Source organism: Spirosoma sp. SC4-14 (assembly GCF_037201965.1).
Taxonomy (GTDB): Bacteria; Bacteroidota; Bacteroidia; order Cytophagales; family Spirosomataceae; genus Spirosoma.
Genome location: NZ_CP147518.1, coordinates 4,467,752 through 4,486,931, shown reverse-complemented (window position 1 = coordinate 4,486,931; position 19,180 = coordinate 4,467,752). Strand labels below are relative to the sequence as shown.

Here is a 19,180-nt window from a genome sequence, read left to right as displayed (position 1 = left end):
TAAGCGGTACATGCCCCATCAGCTCAGCACGGTCTGCGATTGCATCGATAGCTAAATGTTTAGCAACCAAATCGCTACTTCAGCTCCTTTCTCTGACTTTCTGGAAGTTGGGCTTAAAGAAAAGTAGCTAAGTAGACCAGGTCATTAATTAATGGAGTCGATCATTGCCGGGCGTCAGGTGCCTGTTCAACCGCTGATTCGACCGAAACATAATCAAAAAACGACGAAACAAAATCAAAAGATAAATTTTTAAACTTAATGGTAACTATTTGATTATGAATTGGTTGGCATTTTGTTGGTATTTCGAAAGTATTTGAACGAATAGCAAAAGCCGGGGCCTAATTAATGTGGTAAGTTTGGTTCAGGAACCGGCAACTGACCCGGTTCTGCTAAGCCTGACATGCATCAAAAACAACGAATTTTTTTCTGGTCGATCACGGCAGCTTTGGGTGGCTTTTTATTTGGATTCGATACGGCTGTTATATCCGGTGTTGAACAATCGCTTCAGGTATTGTGGAAATTGAGCGTGTGGGAGCATGGGCTTACCGTTTCGATTGCCTTGATTGGAACTGTTCTGGGGTCGATGCTGGGCGGAATTCCAGCGCAGCAACTAGGGCGCAAAACAACGCTTTTCTGGATTGCTGTTCTATATCTGGCGGCATCGGTGGGGACGGCACTGGCGGCTAACTGGCATATTTTTCTGATTTTTCGTTTTCTGGGTGGGTTAGGAGTGGGTGCCTCATCGGTGGCTGCCCCAATGTATATCACCGAAATATCACCGCCTAAATCGCGTGGTCGATTGGTTGCCCTGTTTCAGTTCAATGTGGTACTGGGTATTCTGATCGCCTATCTTTCCAATTTTCTGCTGGAAGGGCTAGGCGATGAATCGTGGCGCTGGATGCTGGGCGTGCAGGCGTTTCCGTCGCTGATTTTCTTGATTGCGGTTCTCAATATTCCGGAGAGTCCACGCTGGTTATTGTTACAGAAAGGTAATGTTGCGGCTGCCCGCGATGTATTGACTATGATTGATCCTGAAACGGCTGAAGAGACCCTTCTGGCCTTGCAGCAACATGCCGGGCAGCAACAAACGGCCCATCTGTTTTCGAAACGATATAGCACACCCATCATGCTGGCTGTTTTGTTTGCCGTTTTCAATCAGGTATCGGGCATCAATGCCATCATTTACTATGCGCCCCGGATTTTTGAGATGACTGGCCTCGGCAAAAGTTCGGCCCTGTTGTCGTCGGCAGGAATTGGTCTGATCAACCTTATTTTTACCCTTATTTCGCTCAATCTGATCGATCGTTATGGCCGCCGAACGCTGATGAAAGTAGGATCGATAGGGCTGATTGTAACACTAGCCCTGGTTGCCCGTGCTTTTTACGTACAGGATTTTGGCATGACCGTACCTCTGCTGTTGTTTGCTTACATCGCCTTCTTCGGCTTTTCGCAGGGAGCCGTGATCTGGGTGTTTATATCGGAAATTTTTCCGAACGAAGTACGCGCCAGTGGGCAGGCATTGGGTAGCTTTACACACTGGTTCATGGCGGCAATTATTACGTTTACATTCCCCTATCTGGCCGAACACGCTGGCGGAGGAAATACGTTTCTTTTTTTCGCCGTCATGATGGTACTCCAGCTCCTGTTTGTGCTTCGGTTAATGCCCGAAACAAAAGGGACCAGCCTGGAAAAAATCGAACGGACATTCGTTGGTCATTAGTTATTTGTTACGCTTCTACTGACGAAAGACCAATAACTACTGATCAATAACTACTGACAACTAACGATGATACCAACAATCACTTGTTTCGGCGAAATTCTGTGGGATGTACTTCCTACCAGTAAACAACCCGGCGGTGCACCTATGAATGTGGCTGCCGATCTGCGCAATTTTGGCGTGAATGCTCAGATGATCAGCCGCGTTGGCAATGACGAACTTGGGCAGGAAATGCTGAAATTTCTGGCCCAGAAACATATTCCGCTCTATCTGGTGCAGATCGGTGAAACTCATCTGACTGGTGTGGCCAAAGCAAATATTTCGGATTGTAATGAGGTTACCTATAAAATCGTGCAGCCTGTAGCCTGGGATTATGTTCAGCTTGTGCCGGGCCTGCTTCAGACGGTGCAGCAGAGCGATCTGTTTGTGTATGGGAGCCTGGCCGCCCGTAGCCCACAAACGCGCGAAACGCTAAATGCACTGCTGGCTGTTGCACCCCGGAAAGTTTTTGATGTAAACCTTAGGGCTCCTCACTACGATCGCGAAACGGTAGAAGAACTCCTGTTTCAGGCTCACATTGCCAAACTCAATGAGTTCGAACTGATCGAGTTGTCGGGATGGTATGGCGAAGAGAATGACCTGCATGGTGCCATGCACCAATTGCGCGACCGCTATCAACTCGAAACCTTATGCGTAACCCTGGGCGAAGCGGGAGCCGTGTTGTTAGATGATACAGGGCTATACAGTCAGGTAGGTTTTCCGGTTAAAGTGGCCGATACGATCGGAAGCGGTGATGCGTTTCTGGCGGCTTTCCTGTATAAAAAGCTTCGGGGCGAATCGCCGAAAAAAGTCCTTGAATTTGCCTGTGCAACCGGCGCTTATGTGGCAACAAAACAGGGCGCAACTCCCAACTTTTCGGAAAACACGATTCAGGCATTTATTGAGCAGGCTGCTCAGGTAGCCTAGACCAGACAATAACAGTTGCTATGCATAAACAGATTGGGTTTCTTTCGCTGCTCATAGCAATGTGTGCTACTGTTGGCGCATTGGGGCAGTCAGCCGCAGCTTCTGGTTCAGAAGCGCACCGGCCGCAGTTTCATTTTTCGCCCAAAGCACACTGGATGAACGATCCGAATGGCATGGTCTACTACAACGGGACATACCATTTGTTTTTTCAATATTATCCCGACGGTACAACCTGGGGGCCTATGCACTGGGGCCATGCCACCAGCAAGGACATGGTGCATTGGCACGAACAGCCCATTGCGCTTTACCCCGATAGCCTTGGTTATATTTTTTCGGGGAGTGCTGTCGTCGATGTGAACAACACCACGGGTTTTGGTAAAAATGGTCAGACACCTTTGGTTGCCATTTTTACGCACCATAATCCGGCTCTGGAGAAGCAGAAATCCGATAAATTTCAGTACCAGAGCCTTGCTTATAGTCTCGACGAAGGCAAAACCTGGACCAAATACAAGGGCAATCCAGTCGTACAGAACCCCGGTATTACCGACTTCCGCGATCCGAAAGTTCGGTGGTTCGAGCCGCAGAAAAAATGGGTAATGACACTGGCTACTAAAGATCGGGTTACTTTTTTTTCGTCGCCCGATCTCAAAAACTGGTCGAAAGAAAGCGAATTCGGGAAGGAGTCAGGAGCGCATGGCGGGGTTTGGGAGTGTCCTGATCTGTTTCCGCTTGACTACCATGGAAAAAAAGCCTGGGTATTGCTCGTTAGCATCAACCCTGGAGGCCCTAACGGTGGATCGGCCACGCAATATTTTGTGGGAGATTTCGATGGACACCACTTTAAACCCTATTCAACCCAGGCCAAATGGATGGATTACGGTACCGATAATTATGCCGGTGTTACGTTTTCAAACACGGGTAACCGAACAATTCTGATGGGTTGGATGAGTAACTGGCAGTATGCGAGTGTGGTGCCAACAGCCTCCTGGCGCAGCGCCATGACCGTTCCCCGAATGCTTCAGTTAAAAGCGGTAGGTAAAGAGTTGTTTCTTGCATCGACACCGGTTACCGAGCTGAACAAGCTGGATGTTCCCGCGTTTTCGCTGAAAAACCTGACCGTGCATAATCAGTTTGACCTGACGGCTAAAGCTAAAAACGAAACAGGGTTATTTCGACTAGACCTGTCGGCCCCGAATACGGCCGATTTCGCTCTTGTGCTGGCCAATGACAAAGGTGAAGAGCTAACCATCGGCTATAACAAACAAGCGAACGAATACTATATCGACCGAACGCAATCGGGCAAAACAGATTTTGAAAAAGGCTTCGGAAAACGACATACAGCGCCAAGGTTAGCGACCGATAGCAACCTGACACTCACATTGGTGGCCGACGTGGCCTCTGTTGAGTTGTTTGCCGACAACGGCCTTACGGTTATGACCGACATCTTTTTTCCAGATGCAGTCATGACCAGGCTGCACCTGAAATCAGCAACAGGAATTACCATCAATAAAATAACCTACTCCAAACTGACTCCGTCTGTCTCTATAAATTGAGCTTGTCTTCGTGTTCACAGCAGGACCGCCGAAGCAGAGACGCAGAGGGCACAAAAAGCGGATACATATATCAGCAATCCCATTTATCAGCAATCCCATTGGATCAGACTACTTCTGTGGGCGCTTTGTGCCTCCGCTTCGGCGGTTCGATGTGACCAGTAATAGCCTTCAGATTAACGACGTTGCTCTACTGGCCGTTCAGGCTAGTTCCAAAAACGTGCACATCGATTGCCGCAGCGTAAACGAGACACCATAAATGGCGATCTGTTTTCGGAATAGCTTATACGCAGCCGAAAAATGCGGAATCGCCCGCAAGTTTGCCGAAACTAATGGTTCAATGTCCAGTAAAGAAAGCTCATCGTGGTCATTGATTTTATCCCAGTCCGTTTCCGTTAGGCGCGGCTCACTAACCGCATACGGGTCGCCTTTGTCATCGACAGATGTACGCAAATAATGGCCGTAGGCTGCCAGCAAAAAGGCCAGGCAGTAGGGGCGGTTCTGCTCCGACAGTTTGACCAGAATCGGCAGCAGGAATTCGGGGAGTTTTGAGGCTCCGTCGGCACAGATGTCTTCCAGCGAGTCGGTCGCGTAGACCAGCCGGGTAAGCAGTTCCGAAGTGAAGGCCGTTCGGTAGGCCGTTTCGGCGGCTGGAATGAGTGCTGAAACGGCGTGGTTGACGAAGACGCTCAGGTAATTACTGAATACCGGGTCGCTTAGGCTATCCTGTACCGTTCGATACCCAGCCAGCAAGGCCGGATAGGCGAGCATAGTTTGCGAAGTTTGCAAAAATTGCTCCTGTAGTGTTTCGTTGATGTCGAACAGACTTTCTGTTAGAACATCCTGTATGGGGGTTTGCATTGATAATGCGTTTCTGGAGTCTGATTGATAGCCATGGGCAGAGGCTAACAGATTGTTTACACTTCGTTTGTACTAAAAAGCTGCGGTTGGGCCATCGCCTGTAGCCGTTGTTCGGCCGTAGACTGGTCGTGCTGGCGTAGCTCCTGAGCAATTCGAATCATGTAGTCGCCCGATTTTCCCTGCTCTTCAATGGTTGCCTGATCGTAGTGTTGCTGCAAATCGGGTTTCCAGGAGAAGAGCTCAGTTTTAGCGTCGTAACTGCCAATTGGTGTGTGCCCTTTTCGGGAAGCCAGCTCTGCTAAAAGAGCATCTGCTTCGGCCTGAGTGGCACTATATAGATGATGATACTGCTTTCGATGCAGGTATATGACTGAAAAACGGTTCATAACAATGAAATGGATTCATGTCCAAAGCCTCTTTATATTGACTCGAAATCAATCGGAAACGTCACCAATCAAATTAGAAATCAATATTTTTAGAAAGGCTTTAGGGCTGTTGTTATCCTGGTTAACAGAGAACATCCCTGGGGAGCCATAGGCTGAAGGTGTCGGCTGGAAAACCAACGATCTAATCAGATAAGAGGCTCATCCGAATTGGATACCCTTGCAATGAGATCAATCTGAATTGACCTTCCTGCAAAAGCTTCGTTGCGTTGATGTCGATTCGTGAAATCAACGGTTGGGCCATGTCCTGATGCGTTGGTTAGTTTCAGTGGAAAGACACTGGCTCAGAATGACGTGACGATCTACCGGCGATTGCCCAGTACATTGCCACCAAATGGGGTTGCCATGCGGAGAAACCCCTCAAAAACATCGGAATTATTGCGAATAAAGCCAGCTATGAATAAACGTGAAAAAGTACAAATAGATACTCCGATAGCTTTTACTTTATTTCCCTGGTTTAGCGTGTATGATGAATGCATGATACTTATAAGTTATTTATAATCAGTATAAAAATGTAGGCTGTTATACCCGGTTTTTTATCTATAAAACTAAAAGCCGGTCGGGAATAGTTTGCTATTAGTGGTAAAGTGCAATAACTGCCTTTGATTTTTCTGTGAAAAAGTAAATTGTACAAGTGATTCTTGCCGTATTCCTATGTATTAACACCTATTTTGGGCCATTTCCTCATTCCAATTGTTAGGAAAACGGGCGAAAAAAGCATAAAAAGCTACTCGTAATTCATCATAGTAGTCTCATAGTCAGGTAGTTGTCCTGGGCAACAGACCAAGGCCCGGCGAGTAATAGCCGCAATAATTGTTCAATCAACTGAGGTGACTCGGGTTGCGTAACGAGCAGAAAGAAGGCAATGGTAAAGTGTATTGGACCGAAGAGCCGATAGATGGATGTTGCAGGCTCTTGGCATATTCGTTTGTGCCTGATTGATTAGCACATAAAACACCTAAAATTCGCGGAGTTCGGTATATTGTAGCACCAGAAATCTAATCAACACTATGAGGCTATTCGTTTGCCTGATCGCATCGATGTGGGCACTTTCTGTCGTTGCCCAATCGACATTGCCTGTACCTTCCCCGGCGAAACCCGTCTATGGCAGAAATGCCCGTGTGGGTAACTATGCCAACATTCGTGGTTTCAGGATGTATTATGAAACATATGGAACCGGTAAACCGCTCCTGCTGATTCATGGTAACGGTGGGTCTATGAACGACTTCAAAAATCAGATCCCGTTTTTTGCCAGAAACTATCAGGTGATTGCGGTCGATAGTCGTGCGCAGGGCAACTCAACCGATACCAGCGATTCGCTGACCTACGAAATGATGGCCGACGATTTCAATGCGCTGCTCAACAAACTCCATCTGGATTCATGCTACGTGATTGGCTGGAGCGATGGTGGCATCAATGGGCTGCTGCTGGCAATGCGCCATCCCGAAAAAGTAAAGAAATTGGCCGTTACGGGGGCAAACTTATGGCCCGATACTACGGCTATAGACCCTTCTCTTTTTCAGTGGATTGTGTCTATGAACGACAGTTTGGCCAGAGTGCAGCAAACACCGGCTGTAAAAGCGCAGAAAAAGCTGCTGAATCTTATGATTCTCCACCCACATATCGAAACCGCCAATTTGAAAAAAGTTCACTGCCCAACTCTGGTCATTGGTGGCGATCATGACGTAATTCTGCCAACGCACACACTGGCAATTGCCGAAGCTATTCCGCAGTCGTATTTATGGATTTTGCCTCATTCCGGCCATTCAACCCTGATCGCGTACAAGGATCTGTTTAATCAGATCGTCAGCGATTTTTTCAAAACACCCTACCGATCCATCAAAGGTATGGCAAAACTCAACTGACCTGACGTTTTGATCGAGCCAGAATTGTCTCCTTGTCCACAAGCATAGCTATGCGCCTATTCTTCTGCTTGTTCGCCATCGGTTTCCTGCCGGCAAACTGATGCGTCAACGGTTGGCTTACCTACGCCGATTCACCCGAAGCAGGCAAGATACCATGGGCCTGCACAATTCACGCAAACAACAGCTCAGTCTTATTCAATCCGAATCAGTTTCTTTCGTTGATCGAACGAGACGATATGTTCTTTCAGAAAATCGACGCCCACGTTGATCTGGTGGGCTTTGTCGGAGTAGTATATTGTCTGATCTTTTAGTCTGATTCCGCCCAGTATCAGTTCATCATGCAGAATAGCTTCCTGTAGTACAAACGTTGTGTTGGCCAGGGTAACAACCCGTTGGTTGGTGGTATCCGTATAATGAATACCCATGAGCGACGCTTTTGGGAACAGGAGCGGAAGGCTGGAACCCATCTCCAGATTGAACAGGAGATCTTTGGGGCCGAGTTTGCCCAAAATCAGGAAAGGGCTACTATAGCGGCTAACACCTTTTGCCCGCACAGACAGCGTATCGGCCGATACGATTAACTGACGGGCAGGCCCATCCATTGTGATCAGGTAGCGCGTAAAAAAATCCCGGCCGATCATACCGTCAATAGGGAGTTCTCTGGGAATTTCGTTATGATTGATAACGGCCAGTTTCAGATCCGTATGAGTAAGCTGGCCTACACTTAGCTTGTCGATAGTAACCAGAAATTCGCGCTTTACCTGATTGGCTTCCCGGTTTTCCTGGTAGCCCACCACCTTTAGCCCAAGTTCTCGGGCAATACGCTGGTCGATGCGCCCTATGCCAGATACACCTGAATTGAGAATAAAATTATACGGCCCATGTCCATTGACCCGAACCTGTACATAAATCAAACCGTCCTGGATAGTAATCGGGTTTTGTTGCCGAATGGGTTGACTGGTAGCCAGCCGATCGACGACCAACAGATTTATTATCAACAATAGCACAGTGAAGATGGATAGTCGGCTGGAATTCATACGGGACAAGTTGGCATTAGAGCACAAGTTACGTTCTGTAGGAGTGTATAAAAAGCCGCCCCGGATTGTGTTGTGCCGTCGGTGTCGGGAGTCGGCCTTTAAACCCGAACGATGGCAAGCAAAGACATGGTAGGTGATTACAGAATTTTTGCAAAAAAAACGTGCCACGGTTCGCTCATTATGCGTAAACTAACCACCGTGCATCGTACACTGGACTGGCTTTTGGCGAACGTCCTGGAAGATAAAAAACCAGCCCGAAGTTCGCTGAAAAATTAATAGTACTGCCCAACATCGCCACTGAAAACAGGGAAACCGTTCCTGTTAAAAAGCGCCTGGGGAAGTATAGCCTTTGCTTCCTTCCCCAGGCGATTTCCTGAGCAACTATGCCGGATTAAGAACGTGATTAATAAACCGATCGGCGTTCACGTTCATACTTTTCCCGAATGGCAGCTTCAACAAAAGCTGTGCTATTTAGTTGCTGACTAACAATTTCGGCCACATCGGAGGCAACCCCATGAATGGGAAGTGTAACTTTTTCGTCGGTATTTTCGGGAAGCGCCTGGTTTGCTATCAGCGACCGCACCGGATGACCGATCAGGCGGCCTGTTTCATCATACTCACCCCAAAACTCCCAGTTTCTGGATTGGAAGAGATTGCCTCCCACCGATTTAACCAGAATTTGTTTGTTATCAACTAAAAGACGAATTCCATATTTTTTAGCAGTTAACATAAGCATTGATCATTCGTTAAGCAAGGATAAAACGAATCGTAATACCGTTGCTTAAACCGTTAAGCATTTAAAGAAAATAAGATGACGTCACATGCTTCATCTTGTTATTTCTTAAAATTGACAACAATCTGGCATTGATAAAAAAACAAATCGACCAATGCCAGAATTGTCTGGCTGAATCTGGATTTTTCACCGATGAACGCAATGATGGCTATTACCAGAAATAGGTTCCAACAGACCCGGCCGGTAGTGACGTACTCATCAGTTTCCCCCGGTAACGAATGTTAAACGCCTGGTTTGACGCCTGGGTGTTAAGCACCACAACAACTTTGCGGCCATCGGGTGTTTTAAACGCAACGTTGGGCAGGGTTTCAAACGTATTCGACTGAATCCGTACCGAACCCGGACGGACGAATTTGGCGGCCAGGGCAATATTGTAATAGGCCGGATTGCGGGTGATGGTATTGCCATCGATCGTAATGGCACCCAGGCATTCGGTGCAGCCACCGGGCGTGTGTGGTTGCTGGTTCGGGTCGGCCGCGAGGTTCCATTCCAGCACGGTTCGGCTCCAGTTGCGGGTGCCGCCAATGATCAGTGTTTTAACATGCCACGCCAGATCACCTTTCAGATTGCCGGGCGCACCAATCCACTGCTCGGTAAAGTATATGTTCTTGTCAGGATACGCATTGTGTACTTCCGATAGTGCCGTAATAGGCCCTGCGTAGAGATGGAAAGCCGATCCGTCGACATACTTTCTAGCCTCGGGGTCGTTCAGAATCGAAATCGGATAGTCGGGTCGATCGGCATTGTGATCGTACAGAAAAATCTTGGTATCTATCTTCGCTTTCTGGAAAGCAGGGCCCAGACTTGTCTTAATAAATTTGGCCTGATCGTTCGCCAGCATCAGCATACTGGGGTTATTGCCCGGATGCAGTGGTTCATTCTGAATCGTGATGGCGTCTATTCGGATACCTTCAGCTTGCATACCCTGAATGTATTTGATGAAATACTGGGCATAGACGTCATAAAAGTCCGGTTTCAGGCTTCCTCCTTTCGAGTTGTTGTTGGTCTTCATCCAGGTGGGTGGCGACCAGGGTGAGCCCAGAATTTTAAGGTTCGGGTTGATCGCCAGAATTTCCTTCAGTACCGGAATCAGATGTTCGCGGTCGGGAGCCAGCGAAAATTTTTCGAGTTTCTCGTCGGTCTGGCCATCGGGCAGATCGTCGTACGAAAAAACGTGGTCATCGAGGTCCGATGCGCCGATGCTGATGCGCAGGTAGCTAACGCCAATGCTGTTGCCCTGGGTCGAGAAGAGTTCAGTCAGCAGGGCCGCCCGTGCTTTCGCATCCATGCGATGAATCAGCATGGCACTTCCTCCGGTCAGGGTATACCCAAATCCATCAATCGACTGAAACGTCTTCGATTCATCGACATCGATGGTGGGGTTTTGATTGGTGGCATCACTAAACGTGAGCGTTCCTGGTTGTTTGGCAAACAACGACGACCGGTCGGGGTTGGTAAGCCAGAATTCTACACCGCCTGATGAATGCTGGCTGAGGGTATTTCGCTGGCAACCACTTCCCAGTGAAACCAGCGCCAGCAACGAAAAGGCCAGCGTGTTTTGTTTTAGTGTCATATGCATAGAACGGTAGGTGGTTTAGAGTTTATGGTTTATCGTTTATGGTTGCGCTGCCAGTTCAGGACCTAAATAAGCAGCGCAACCATAAACGATGAACAAATTAATACCCCGGATTCTGCTGAATCAATGCATTGTTGTTGATTTCGCTTTGTGGGATCGGGAAGAGCAGGTAATTCACATCCCGATTGCCGCGAATCTGCTCAATAATGTCCAGCGCCGTAACCTTATGGGTAGCTCCCGCATCGGCCTGTGTATGGCGGGCATACCGAAGCAGGTCGAACCAGCGCTCTCCTTCAAAAGCCAGCTCCAGCCGACGCTGGCGGTCTACCTCATCGCGGAAGGCTTGTTTGGTGGCCAGATTGGCCAGCGTGAGAGCTGGTAAACCCGCCCGTGTACGAATGGTGTTCAGTTGCGTAAGCGCATCCTGATTTGGGCCATTCTGTTCGTTCGAGGCTTCGGCAAACATCAGCATCACATCGGCCAGCCGCAATACATAATAGTTGTCGGGGCTGTTGAAGGCATTCGGATTGCTACGCCACTTATAAACGAACGGACCACTGTCGTTGGCATTGCTCGATGTGCCCATCACAAAGCTGGCATGGTTGCGGCCTGCCGACGTTATTTCACCCGTAAATTTCCAGCGCAGGTCGTTCAGCGTATCGGCATACTGGATTAGTTCGGCTGTAGGAATATTGAATTTCGGAAACGAATAGGTAGCGGGGGGCGATGGCAGCAGCAAATCGGGTAGAATGAACCCCCCATCGGCATTACCCGCAAACTGTACTTCTACAATCGATTCGGCATTATTGTCGGGCGGAAACAGCGCGTTGAAACTTGGCGATAGCTGGTACAAACCACTCGTAATTACTTTATTGGCCGCTATTGTTGCTTCGTTCCATTGGCGCCGGGTCAGATAAACTCGTGCCTGTAGGGCATTGGCTGCTGTTTTGATGATACGGATTCGGTTAGCCGCCTGGCTGCCAAAACCTTTTGCCGTAAGAGCCTCCGCCTGTTGCAGATCGGTTATCACCTGAGCATATACCTGATCGGCTGTTGCCTTTGCCAGCGAGACCACCCCCGCATCGCCCGATTCGGTTGGTTCGAGTCGCAGCGGTACACCACCATACATCCGCACCAGGTTGAAATAATGCAGTGCCCGCAGAAAATGTGCTTCGCCCAGAATCTGATTCCGGCGCGTTGTATCCATCTGGATAGCTGGAACATACTGCAAAACAGCGTTGGCCCGGTTGATACCAATATAGGCATGCTGAAAGGTGTTGTTCATCTGACTGGTAAGTGGTGTCCAGATCAGGCGTTCCATTGCATTGACGTCGCCGTTGCTACTGGTTACGTTGTCGGATGGCATCTCGCCTACTACGTTCAGGTCCTGACCGTATACGCCCGTTTGTTGCAGGGCATCGTAGGCCGCTGTTAGTGCAGCTTCGGCATCGTCGGCAGTCTTAAAAAAGTTTTCGGGTGTAATACTTGGCAACGGTTGTTTGTCCAGCACATTACAACTCGCCAAAAACAGGAAAGGAATGCAAAATATGATAAGACGTTTCATAAATGATTGAATTGTTGAGTGATTGAATGATTGAATTGTTGTGGAGCATTCATTCAACAATTCAATCATTCAATCACTCAATTATTAAAATGTGACATTAAGACCAGCCGTGTAGGTGCGCGCCTGTGGATATACGCCATAGTCTCGGCCAAAGCCGACCGACGAGAATGGATCGGCGCTTACTTCGGGGTCGTAACCGCTGTAGTTGGTGAAGGTGAGCAGGTTCTGACCCGTCACATACACCCGGATACCGCTGATTTTAGCCTTTTGCAGGAACTTGCCCGGCAGGTTATAGGCAACGGTCAGGTTTTTCAGACGAACGTAGGTGCCATCTTCCACAAAACGAGTCGAGAACCGGTTGTTCTGGTTGGGGTCATACCGAACGGCGCGGGGCATGTTAGTATTTGTATTGGTCGGCGTCCAGCGGTTCAGCACTGCCGTTGTCTGATTGAGAGGGTCCGACATGCCCTCGATCGTTACCCGGTTCTGGTTATAGATGTCGTTGCCGAAACTTCCCTGGAAGAATAAACTCAGTTCGAATCCTTTGTAGGAGAAGTTGTTCGTAAAACCAGCAATGAACTTCGGATTCGGATTGCCGATAATGGTCCGGTCGCTGGCGTCGATTTTGCCGTCGCCGTTGAGGTCTTTAAAACGAATGTCGCCTGGCTTTGGCTGCCCCGGCTGAGTGGCGGCACTGGCAATTTCGTCGGCAGTCTGGAAAATACCCTGAACAACATAGCCATAGAACGCGCCCAGCGGGGCCCCTTTCTGCGTAATAGTATAGCTGCCAATGATGGTTCGGTCAACTTCCTGTCCCTGATCGTTCCGAAGCGTACCGATGTCGACCACTTTGTTGCGGTTCAGCGAAAAGTTGAGATTGCTCGACCACGTAAGGCCATTGCCTTCGCTCTGGATGTTGGTGCTGTTCAGACCAATTTCGAATCCTTTGTTCTGAACAGTACCAATATTCTGAACGGTTTGTGGTGTCTGCGCTCCGGCGTTGTAGGGGAGCGGTACGCTGGTGAGCAGGTTTTTGGTCTGTTTCAGATAGGCATCGAGCGTAACCGTCAGCCGATCTTTGAAGAAACCCGCATCGATACCCGCATTGTATTGGTAAGTGGTTTCCCAACTCAACTGGTTATTGCCGATTCGGCTGGGAGCAATACCGCCCGAAATGCCGCTGGCACTGGCATAGTTATACCCCGAGCTATAGGTGCTGAACCGATCGTAGGCGCCAATTTCCTGATTCCCGTTGGCGCCAAAGCTGGCCCGTACTTTCAGGTCGTTGATGGCGGCATTTTGTGGGAAAAAGGGTTCTCTGGATACTCGCCAGCCCAACGATACCGCTGGGAAATAGCCAAAGCGATTACCCGGTGCAAACCGGCTCGATCCGTCGGCCCGTAAGCTCAGCGTAGCCAGATAGCGTTCGTCGTAGTTATAAATAGCCCGGGCAAATAAACTGAACAAACCCCACTGATCCTGATAGCTCGATGGACGTGTAAACTGCGTACCGGCCGACAGATAAGGTACGGCATTCGATGGGAAACCCGTTACGGAAGCGCCCGACGTGAATCGGTCGGAGGCTTGTACCGACTGACCCGCCAGCAACGTCAGGTTATGTTTGTCGCCAATAGTTGGGTCGTAGGTAAAGGTATTTTCCCACAGCCAGACCACTTGCTGGTTCGTACCTGTGCGGGCACTGCCACGAGTCGACGGGCTGGCATTCTGCATTCCCGGATAGTTGCGCGAGATGAACTCGTTTTCGAGCTGCGACCGGAAATCCAGACCCAGCGAACTCTTGAAGGTCAGGTTTTTCAGAATGTCAAGCTCTCCATAGGCATTGCCAATCATCTGATAAATGACAGCATTGTTGTGGGTTTCGAGCAGGTTCCCTACCGGGTTGTCGAACTGCTGGAATGGGTTGATGCTATATGTGCCATCGGCATTTCGGATCGGAATGGTCGGAATCTGAGCCAGTGCGCCCAGCACTGTTCCCGAGTTGCCCGCACCCAGCTCAGAACGAACACTACCGTTGGTATTCGTACGGCTCATGTTCAGGCTGGCTCCCAGCCGGAAACGGGTGCTCATTTGCTGATCCAGATTCAGTTTGAAACTGTAGCGATCGAAGCCCGAGTTCAGTGAAATACCGTCCTGCTTGAAGTAGCCACCCGACACATAGTATTTAGTTTTGTCGGTACCACCACTCAGGCTGATCTGGTAGTTATGAATTGCAGCCTGCCGATAAATGGCATCCTGCCAGTCGGTGTTGTAGGGCAACGAGTCGAGGTTCGTAAAGGCGGGCTGGTTGCCTGCCGCAAGCTGCGCATCGTTATAATATTCGGCAAACTGGCGGGAGTTTAGCAGCGGAATTTTTTTGCGCAATTGCTGAACGCCATAATATGCACTGAAATTAACCTGAGCTTTGCCGGTTTTACCGCGTTTGGTTGTAATCACCACAACGCCGTTGGAAGCCCGCAACCCGTAAATAGCAGCAGCGGCTCCGTCTTTGAGAACGTCGATCGATTCAATATCGCTTGGGTTTAGCGTATTTAGCGGATTAGGACGCTGATTACCAACGCCTAATTCACGGTCGTAGGTAGGCAGAACGGGCACACCGTCGATCACATACAGGGGGGAGTTGGTGAGGCTGACCGAGTTGTTACCCCGAATCCGAACGTTGATTCCGGCACCTGGGGCACCGGTAGGCGACGTAACCTGGATACCCGGCGCCTGGCCCTGGAGTGCCTGATCGAAACCCGCAACGGGCTGGCGTTCGATGGCTTTGCTACCCACCGACGTAACGGCTGTCGTTAACTCCTGCCGACGCTGTGTACCATAACCGACTACAACGACCTCCGAGAGTGCCTGTACATCCGTTGCCAGGGTTATGGTTAACGTCGACCGGCCATTTACAGGAACTTCCTGGGTCTGAAAGCCTACAAAGCTAAAAACCAGTGTGGTATTATCGGTTGGGACGTTCAACGTAAAGTTACCGTTCACATCCGTTACCGTGCCTGTTGTGGTGCCTTTAATCACAACGCTTACGCCGGGCAGCGCTTCTCCCGCATCACTGGTTACCTTGCCGGATACGGTGAGGGCGGCCCGTTCGACGTTTGGGCTTTTTGCTTCCGAACTGGCGGGTGTAGCCCGTTTTAGAATAATCTGCTGACTGGCTACTTCGTAATTGATCTGAAGTGGCTTCAACAGATTATCGAGTACCATCGACAAGGGCTGGTTGTGGATCGAAAAGCTAACCCGACGATCGGCACGGATCAGTTCTGAACTATATAGAAAACGAACCTGGGCCGTTTTTTCAATTTGTTCCAGCACACGTTCAACCGTCTGGTTGGTGCAGGTAAGATTAATCCGTCTGTCGAGAAGTTCCTGACCGTTGCTGTCGTGGGCCAGCGAAACACCAGCAAACACGATGGCCAGAACAAACTGTAGTAGACTAATTTGCATGATTTTTAAGACTTGCTCACGCAACTGTCGTTTGTTTTTCATAATTTTTGACGCTTATTGTTGATTCTTGGGGAATTGGCAAAAAAGCTCCGTTAGCCTCCCGGAGGCCGATGTTTGGCGACATCGTACGGAATCTGTTTGAGTCGTCGGTGTTGGCGCACCGGCGACTTTTTTGTATCGTTCTGGATGCTTTATGTCATAGACGAAATCTGGTTTACGGTTTGTGGTTTACGGTTTATGGTTGCTCTGCTTATGAGTATAGGCCTTTCTTGTGCAAAGCCACCACAAGCCGTAAACCGAATACTTACTCACACCCCCGGCTGCTGATGATGATCTGGCCGTCTACAACTTCGTAGCTGGATTCAGTACCGGCGCATATCCAGTCGAGCTTTTTAAACAGCGATTCATCGTCTAGTCGGGCGGTAAGGGTACAATGAGCCATGAGGGCTTCATCGAAGACTATGTCGACTCCGTAGGCGCGCTCTAATGCCGCAACTACTTCGGCAATAGGCGTTTGTTTGAATATAAAGGATTTAGTGAGGCTTTGGGTGTCGCTATCGATCCGTACAGGATTTGCGACCAACGTTCGCAGCAGGCGTTTATCCGACCGGACCAGCGTAGCCTGCTGATTGGGCGTCAGAATCATGCCGCCCAGTTCGCGGCTGGTTTTCTGCGTGTTAGCCTGTTTGTCGGATTGGGCAAATACCGATACTTTTCCGGTTCTGACAGTAACCTGCACATGCTGATCGTTTTCATAGGCTTTCACGAAAAAGCTGGTGCCGAGTACTTTGGTAACCAGTTCATTGGCATAGACCAGAAAGGGCTTCGACGGGTCTTTATGAACCTGAAAAAACGCCTGCCCGGTCAGGTAAACTTCGCGGCTTTTGCCGTCAAACTGTTTCGGATAGCTCAATCGACTGTTCTGGTAGAGGAAAACAACACTACCATCGGCAAGGGTAATCTTTTTGGGAAGATGGCTCGTATTGTCAATTTCCTGTAGGGGTTCAATGGCCGATTGGATCAGTTGTGTATAAACTGTTTCGGCAGGTTTGGGTTTGAGCTGGTTCTGATAGATCCAGAACGTACCCAGCAATAGCGCTACGGATGCAGCCGCAGAATACCAGACTGGGCTAAACCGCCGGACAATTGGAAGGGATTTCTCAACAGAATTGTCTGGTGTCTGTACCTGTTGTATAATCTGCGCCACTTTCTGGTCGATGTAGTCTTCCGACAGTGTGGGCAGATTGCCCCTGATGGTCAGAAGCTGTTGACGAGCCTGACCAACTGCTGCTTCCTTTTCGGGATGATCGGCCAGCCACTGGTTCCAGAACTCCGTATCCTGAGGGCGAGGGTGATAGACCCAGCGTCGAAAGGATACGTCCTCCAGGAAATCGGCAAACTCGAAGAATTGATAATCTTTCATTGAAAAAGGCAGTTAGTAGCCCTGTTACAATGGATTATCCTGGTTTAATGGCTTTATACTTAATTTTTTTAAGAAAAATTTTTGTTCGGCGCGTAACACTCACAAAAACAGCGAATAATAAAGAAGCAGAAAGTATGTCCAGTGGTCGCGCAGGCGTTTGAGCGAGTTCTGAAGCAGGTTGGCAACCGATTGGGAGTTGATGCCCATCGTCTGTGCAATCTGTTCGTAGGTCAGGTTTTCGTAATACCGAAGGTAGAGGGCTTCCTGCTGCCGTTTGGAGAGGTCGGCCATGCGAGTTGTTAACTGTTGCCGGGTAAGCTGCCAGCTTTCTTCATCGATGATCCGGCTTTCGGCTCCGTTATCGTCGCTGACATCGAACCAGCTAGTCAGACGTTCGCTGATGGGCAGGGGTTTCTGATGCTGTTTAATAAAATGATGCCGCAGGGTTTTGAGTAAATAAAACTTAACGAAAAAGGTGTCGTTGAGATGAGTGCGGTGTTCCCACAGATTCAGAAAAATATCCTGAATAGCGTCTTCAATGAGGGTTGTATCCTTGGTGAACTTTGTGGCGTAGCGAAACAGCGTTTGGTAATATTTTTTGGCCAGCAGGCCCAGCGCTACGGTATCGCCCTCCCGAAATTGCTGCCACAACTGGTGGTCGTCGTCGGGAAGAAGACTAGGAGAAACGGACATGAAAACAGGTAATCTTAATGTGTCGGCAGGACGCGTTGTATTTTAGGCAACAATTTCAACGCAAAAAAGCTTCATTCTGTCTTAAAAAATTGCTGAACGCTGCATCAGGGATAGCGTGTGCACGCTAACTAAGTTGTGAGTTGTGGACGGCTAGTTGTGGACGGCTAGTTGCGGACGAAAATAGGGCAGGGAGCAGGCATTTACCGATAAAGCATTTGATTTTGTTATCGGTAAATGCCTGCTCCCTACCCTAACAGCTTGTTTTAGTGAGACGTCTGTGCTACTTTCTGCTCGGTTGGAATGGCCGCAACATTACGTTCGCGTTCTGTTTGTTCGACATATACGGCATAGTCGGCCGGTTGGATGCGAACGCCCAGATGGTTGGCATAAGCCTGCGTAAATTCGGCACCGAAGTAGAGAATAGCGGCTGTATAATAGATCCAAATCAGAATAACGATCAGCGATCCGGCGGCTCCGTAGGTTGAACTGGTGCTGGTTGTTTCGATGTAGAGGCCAATCAGATACCGGCCCAGCATGAAAAGTAATGCCGTAAAAAAAGCGCCCCAGCGAACGTCTTTCCAGGCAATTTTAGCGTCGGGTAGTACTTTGAAAATAACCCCGAACAAAACCGCAACCACACCCGTACTGAGAGCAAAATTAAATCCGCTGATAATAACCACGCCCAGGCTGGGAATGTAGCGGGCCAGAAAATCGCTGAGGGCCAGCACAATGCCATTGACAATCAGCGACACCAGTAACAGAAAACCAAGGCTGACAATCAGGGAAGAGGAAATCAGCCGATCTTTTATCACCTTAAGCCAGCCCCGTTTGGGTTTTGCTTTTACGCGCCAGATTATATTGACCGAATCCTGAATTTCGACGAAAATAGTGGTAGCTCCAACCAATAATGTACCGATGCCAATGATCAGGGCGATGTTGGTTTTGCCCGACAACTGCACATTTTTGATCATGTCCTGAATCTGCTGGGCTGCTTCGTTGCCGACCAGGCCGTTGATCTGTGAGAAAATCTGTCCCTGAATGGCCTCCTGCCCCAGAAAAATACTAATAAGCGAGATAACCAGCACCAATAATGGAGCCAGCGAAAAAACCGTGTAGTAGGCCAACGCTGCGCTTAGTTTGAGGCAGCGGTCATTCTGAAAGCCATTGAAGGAGTCTTTCAGGATAACCCATATGTTGGAGAAAGAAAGTTTTTCGGTCTTAGTCTTCATA

At 49.0% G+C, this 19,180-nt stretch carries 14 protein-coding genes; 4 read left to right on the top strand and 10 right to left on the bottom strand.

Annotation, left to right across the window (positions count from 1 at the left end):
• The first annotated feature begins 400 nt into the window (after nucleotides 1-400).
• From WBJ53_RS18290 to WBJ53_RS18280, 3 genes are all read left to right on the top strand, one after another.
• Nucleotides 401-1,720, top strand: a complete 1,320-nt coding sequence (locus WBJ53_RS18290) for a sugar porter family MFS transporter (RefSeq protein ID WP_338868727.1) — start codon at nucleotides 401-403, stop codon at nucleotides 1,718-1,720.
• 66 nt (nucleotides 1,721-1,786) lie between these two features.
• Nucleotides 1,787-2,683 (top strand): carbohydrate kinase, encoded by an 897-nt coding sequence (locus tag WBJ53_RS18285; RefSeq protein WP_338868725.1) that lies wholly within the window; start codon nucleotides 1,787-1,789, stop codon nucleotides 2,681-2,683.
• A gap of 59 nt (nucleotides 2,684-2,742) precedes the next feature.
• Nucleotides 2,743-4,236 (top strand): glycoside hydrolase family 32 protein, encoded by a 1,494-nt coding sequence (locus WBJ53_RS18280; RefSeq protein ID WP_338877206.1) that lies wholly within the window; start codon nucleotides 2,743-2,745, stop codon nucleotides 4,234-4,236.
• A gap of 198 nt (nucleotides 4,237-4,434) precedes the next feature.
• On the opposite strand, the gene WBJ53_RS18275 is transcribed toward WBJ53_RS18280, so the two are convergent.
• Nucleotides 4,435-5,094: a hypothetical protein gene (locus WBJ53_RS18275; protein ID WP_338868723.1), complete on the bottom strand. Its 660-nt coding sequence runs from the start codon at nucleotides 5,092-5,094 to the stop codon at nucleotides 4,435-4,437.
• A gap of 56 nt (nucleotides 5,095-5,150) precedes the next feature.
• On the bottom strand, nucleotides 5,151-5,480 hold the full coding sequence (locus WBJ53_RS18270) for a hypothetical protein (RefSeq protein ID WP_338868721.1): 330 nt from the start codon (nucleotides 5,478-5,480) through the stop codon (nucleotides 5,151-5,153).
• 1,067 nt (nucleotides 5,481-6,547) lie between these two features.
• On the opposite strand from WBJ53_RS18270, the gene WBJ53_RS18265 reads away from it, so the two are divergent.
• The gene (locus tag WBJ53_RS18265) at nucleotides 6,548-7,402 is read left to right on the top strand and encodes an alpha/beta hydrolase (RefSeq protein WP_338868719.1); all 855 of its coding nucleotides are present in this window, start codon (nucleotides 6,548-6,550) and stop codon (nucleotides 7,400-7,402) included.
• 191 nt (nucleotides 7,403-7,593) lie between these two features.
• Here the strand turns inward: WBJ53_RS18265 and WBJ53_RS18260 are convergent, their stop codons facing one another.
• The 8 genes from WBJ53_RS18260 to WBJ53_RS18225 form a co-directional block, all read right to left on the bottom strand.
• Nucleotides 7,594-8,439, bottom strand: coding sequence for a retropepsin-like aspartic protease (locus tag WBJ53_RS18260; protein WP_338868717.1), 846 nt, complete (start codon nucleotides 8,437-8,439; stop codon nucleotides 7,594-7,596).
• Between the two features lie 403 nt (nucleotides 8,440-8,842).
• Nucleotides 8,843-9,169: a hypothetical protein gene (locus WBJ53_RS18255; protein WP_338868715.1), complete on the bottom strand. Its 327-nt coding sequence runs from the start codon at nucleotides 9,167-9,169 to the stop codon at nucleotides 8,843-8,845.
• A gap of 214 nt (nucleotides 9,170-9,383) precedes the next feature.
• The gene (locus WBJ53_RS18250) at nucleotides 9,384-10,811 is read right to left on the bottom strand and encodes a glycoside hydrolase family 30 beta sandwich domain-containing protein (RefSeq protein ID WP_338868713.1); all 1,428 of its coding nucleotides are present in this window, start codon (nucleotides 10,809-10,811) and stop codon (nucleotides 9,384-9,386) included.
• Nucleotides 10,812-10,908: 97 nt separating this feature from the next.
• Nucleotides 10,909-12,372: a RagB/SusD family nutrient uptake outer membrane protein gene (locus WBJ53_RS18245; RefSeq protein ID WP_338868711.1), complete on the bottom strand. Its 1,464-nt coding sequence runs from the start codon at nucleotides 12,370-12,372 to the stop codon at nucleotides 10,909-10,911.
• A gap of 84 nt (nucleotides 12,373-12,456) precedes the next feature.
• Nucleotides 12,457-15,876: a TonB-dependent receptor gene (locus WBJ53_RS18240; RefSeq protein WP_338868709.1), complete on the bottom strand. Its 3,420-nt coding sequence runs from the start codon at nucleotides 15,874-15,876 to the stop codon at nucleotides 12,457-12,459.
• A gap of 262 nt (nucleotides 15,877-16,138) precedes the next feature.
• Nucleotides 16,139-17,257, bottom strand: coding sequence for a FecR domain-containing protein (locus WBJ53_RS18235; RefSeq protein WP_338868707.1), 1,119 nt, complete (start codon nucleotides 17,255-17,257; stop codon nucleotides 16,139-16,141).
• Between the two features lie 99 nt (nucleotides 17,258-17,356).
• Nucleotides 17,357-17,950 (bottom strand): sigma-70 family RNA polymerase sigma factor, encoded by a 594-nt coding sequence (locus tag WBJ53_RS18230; protein ID WP_338868705.1) that lies wholly within the window; start codon nucleotides 17,948-17,950, stop codon nucleotides 17,357-17,359.
• 263 nt (nucleotides 17,951-18,213) lie between these two features.
• The gene (locus WBJ53_RS18225) at nucleotides 18,214-19,179 is read right to left on the bottom strand and encodes a YihY/virulence factor BrkB family protein (protein ID WP_338868703.1); all 966 of its coding nucleotides are present in this window, start codon (nucleotides 19,177-19,179) and stop codon (nucleotides 18,214-18,216) included.
• Between the last annotated feature and the right edge of the window lies 1 nt (nucleotide 19,180).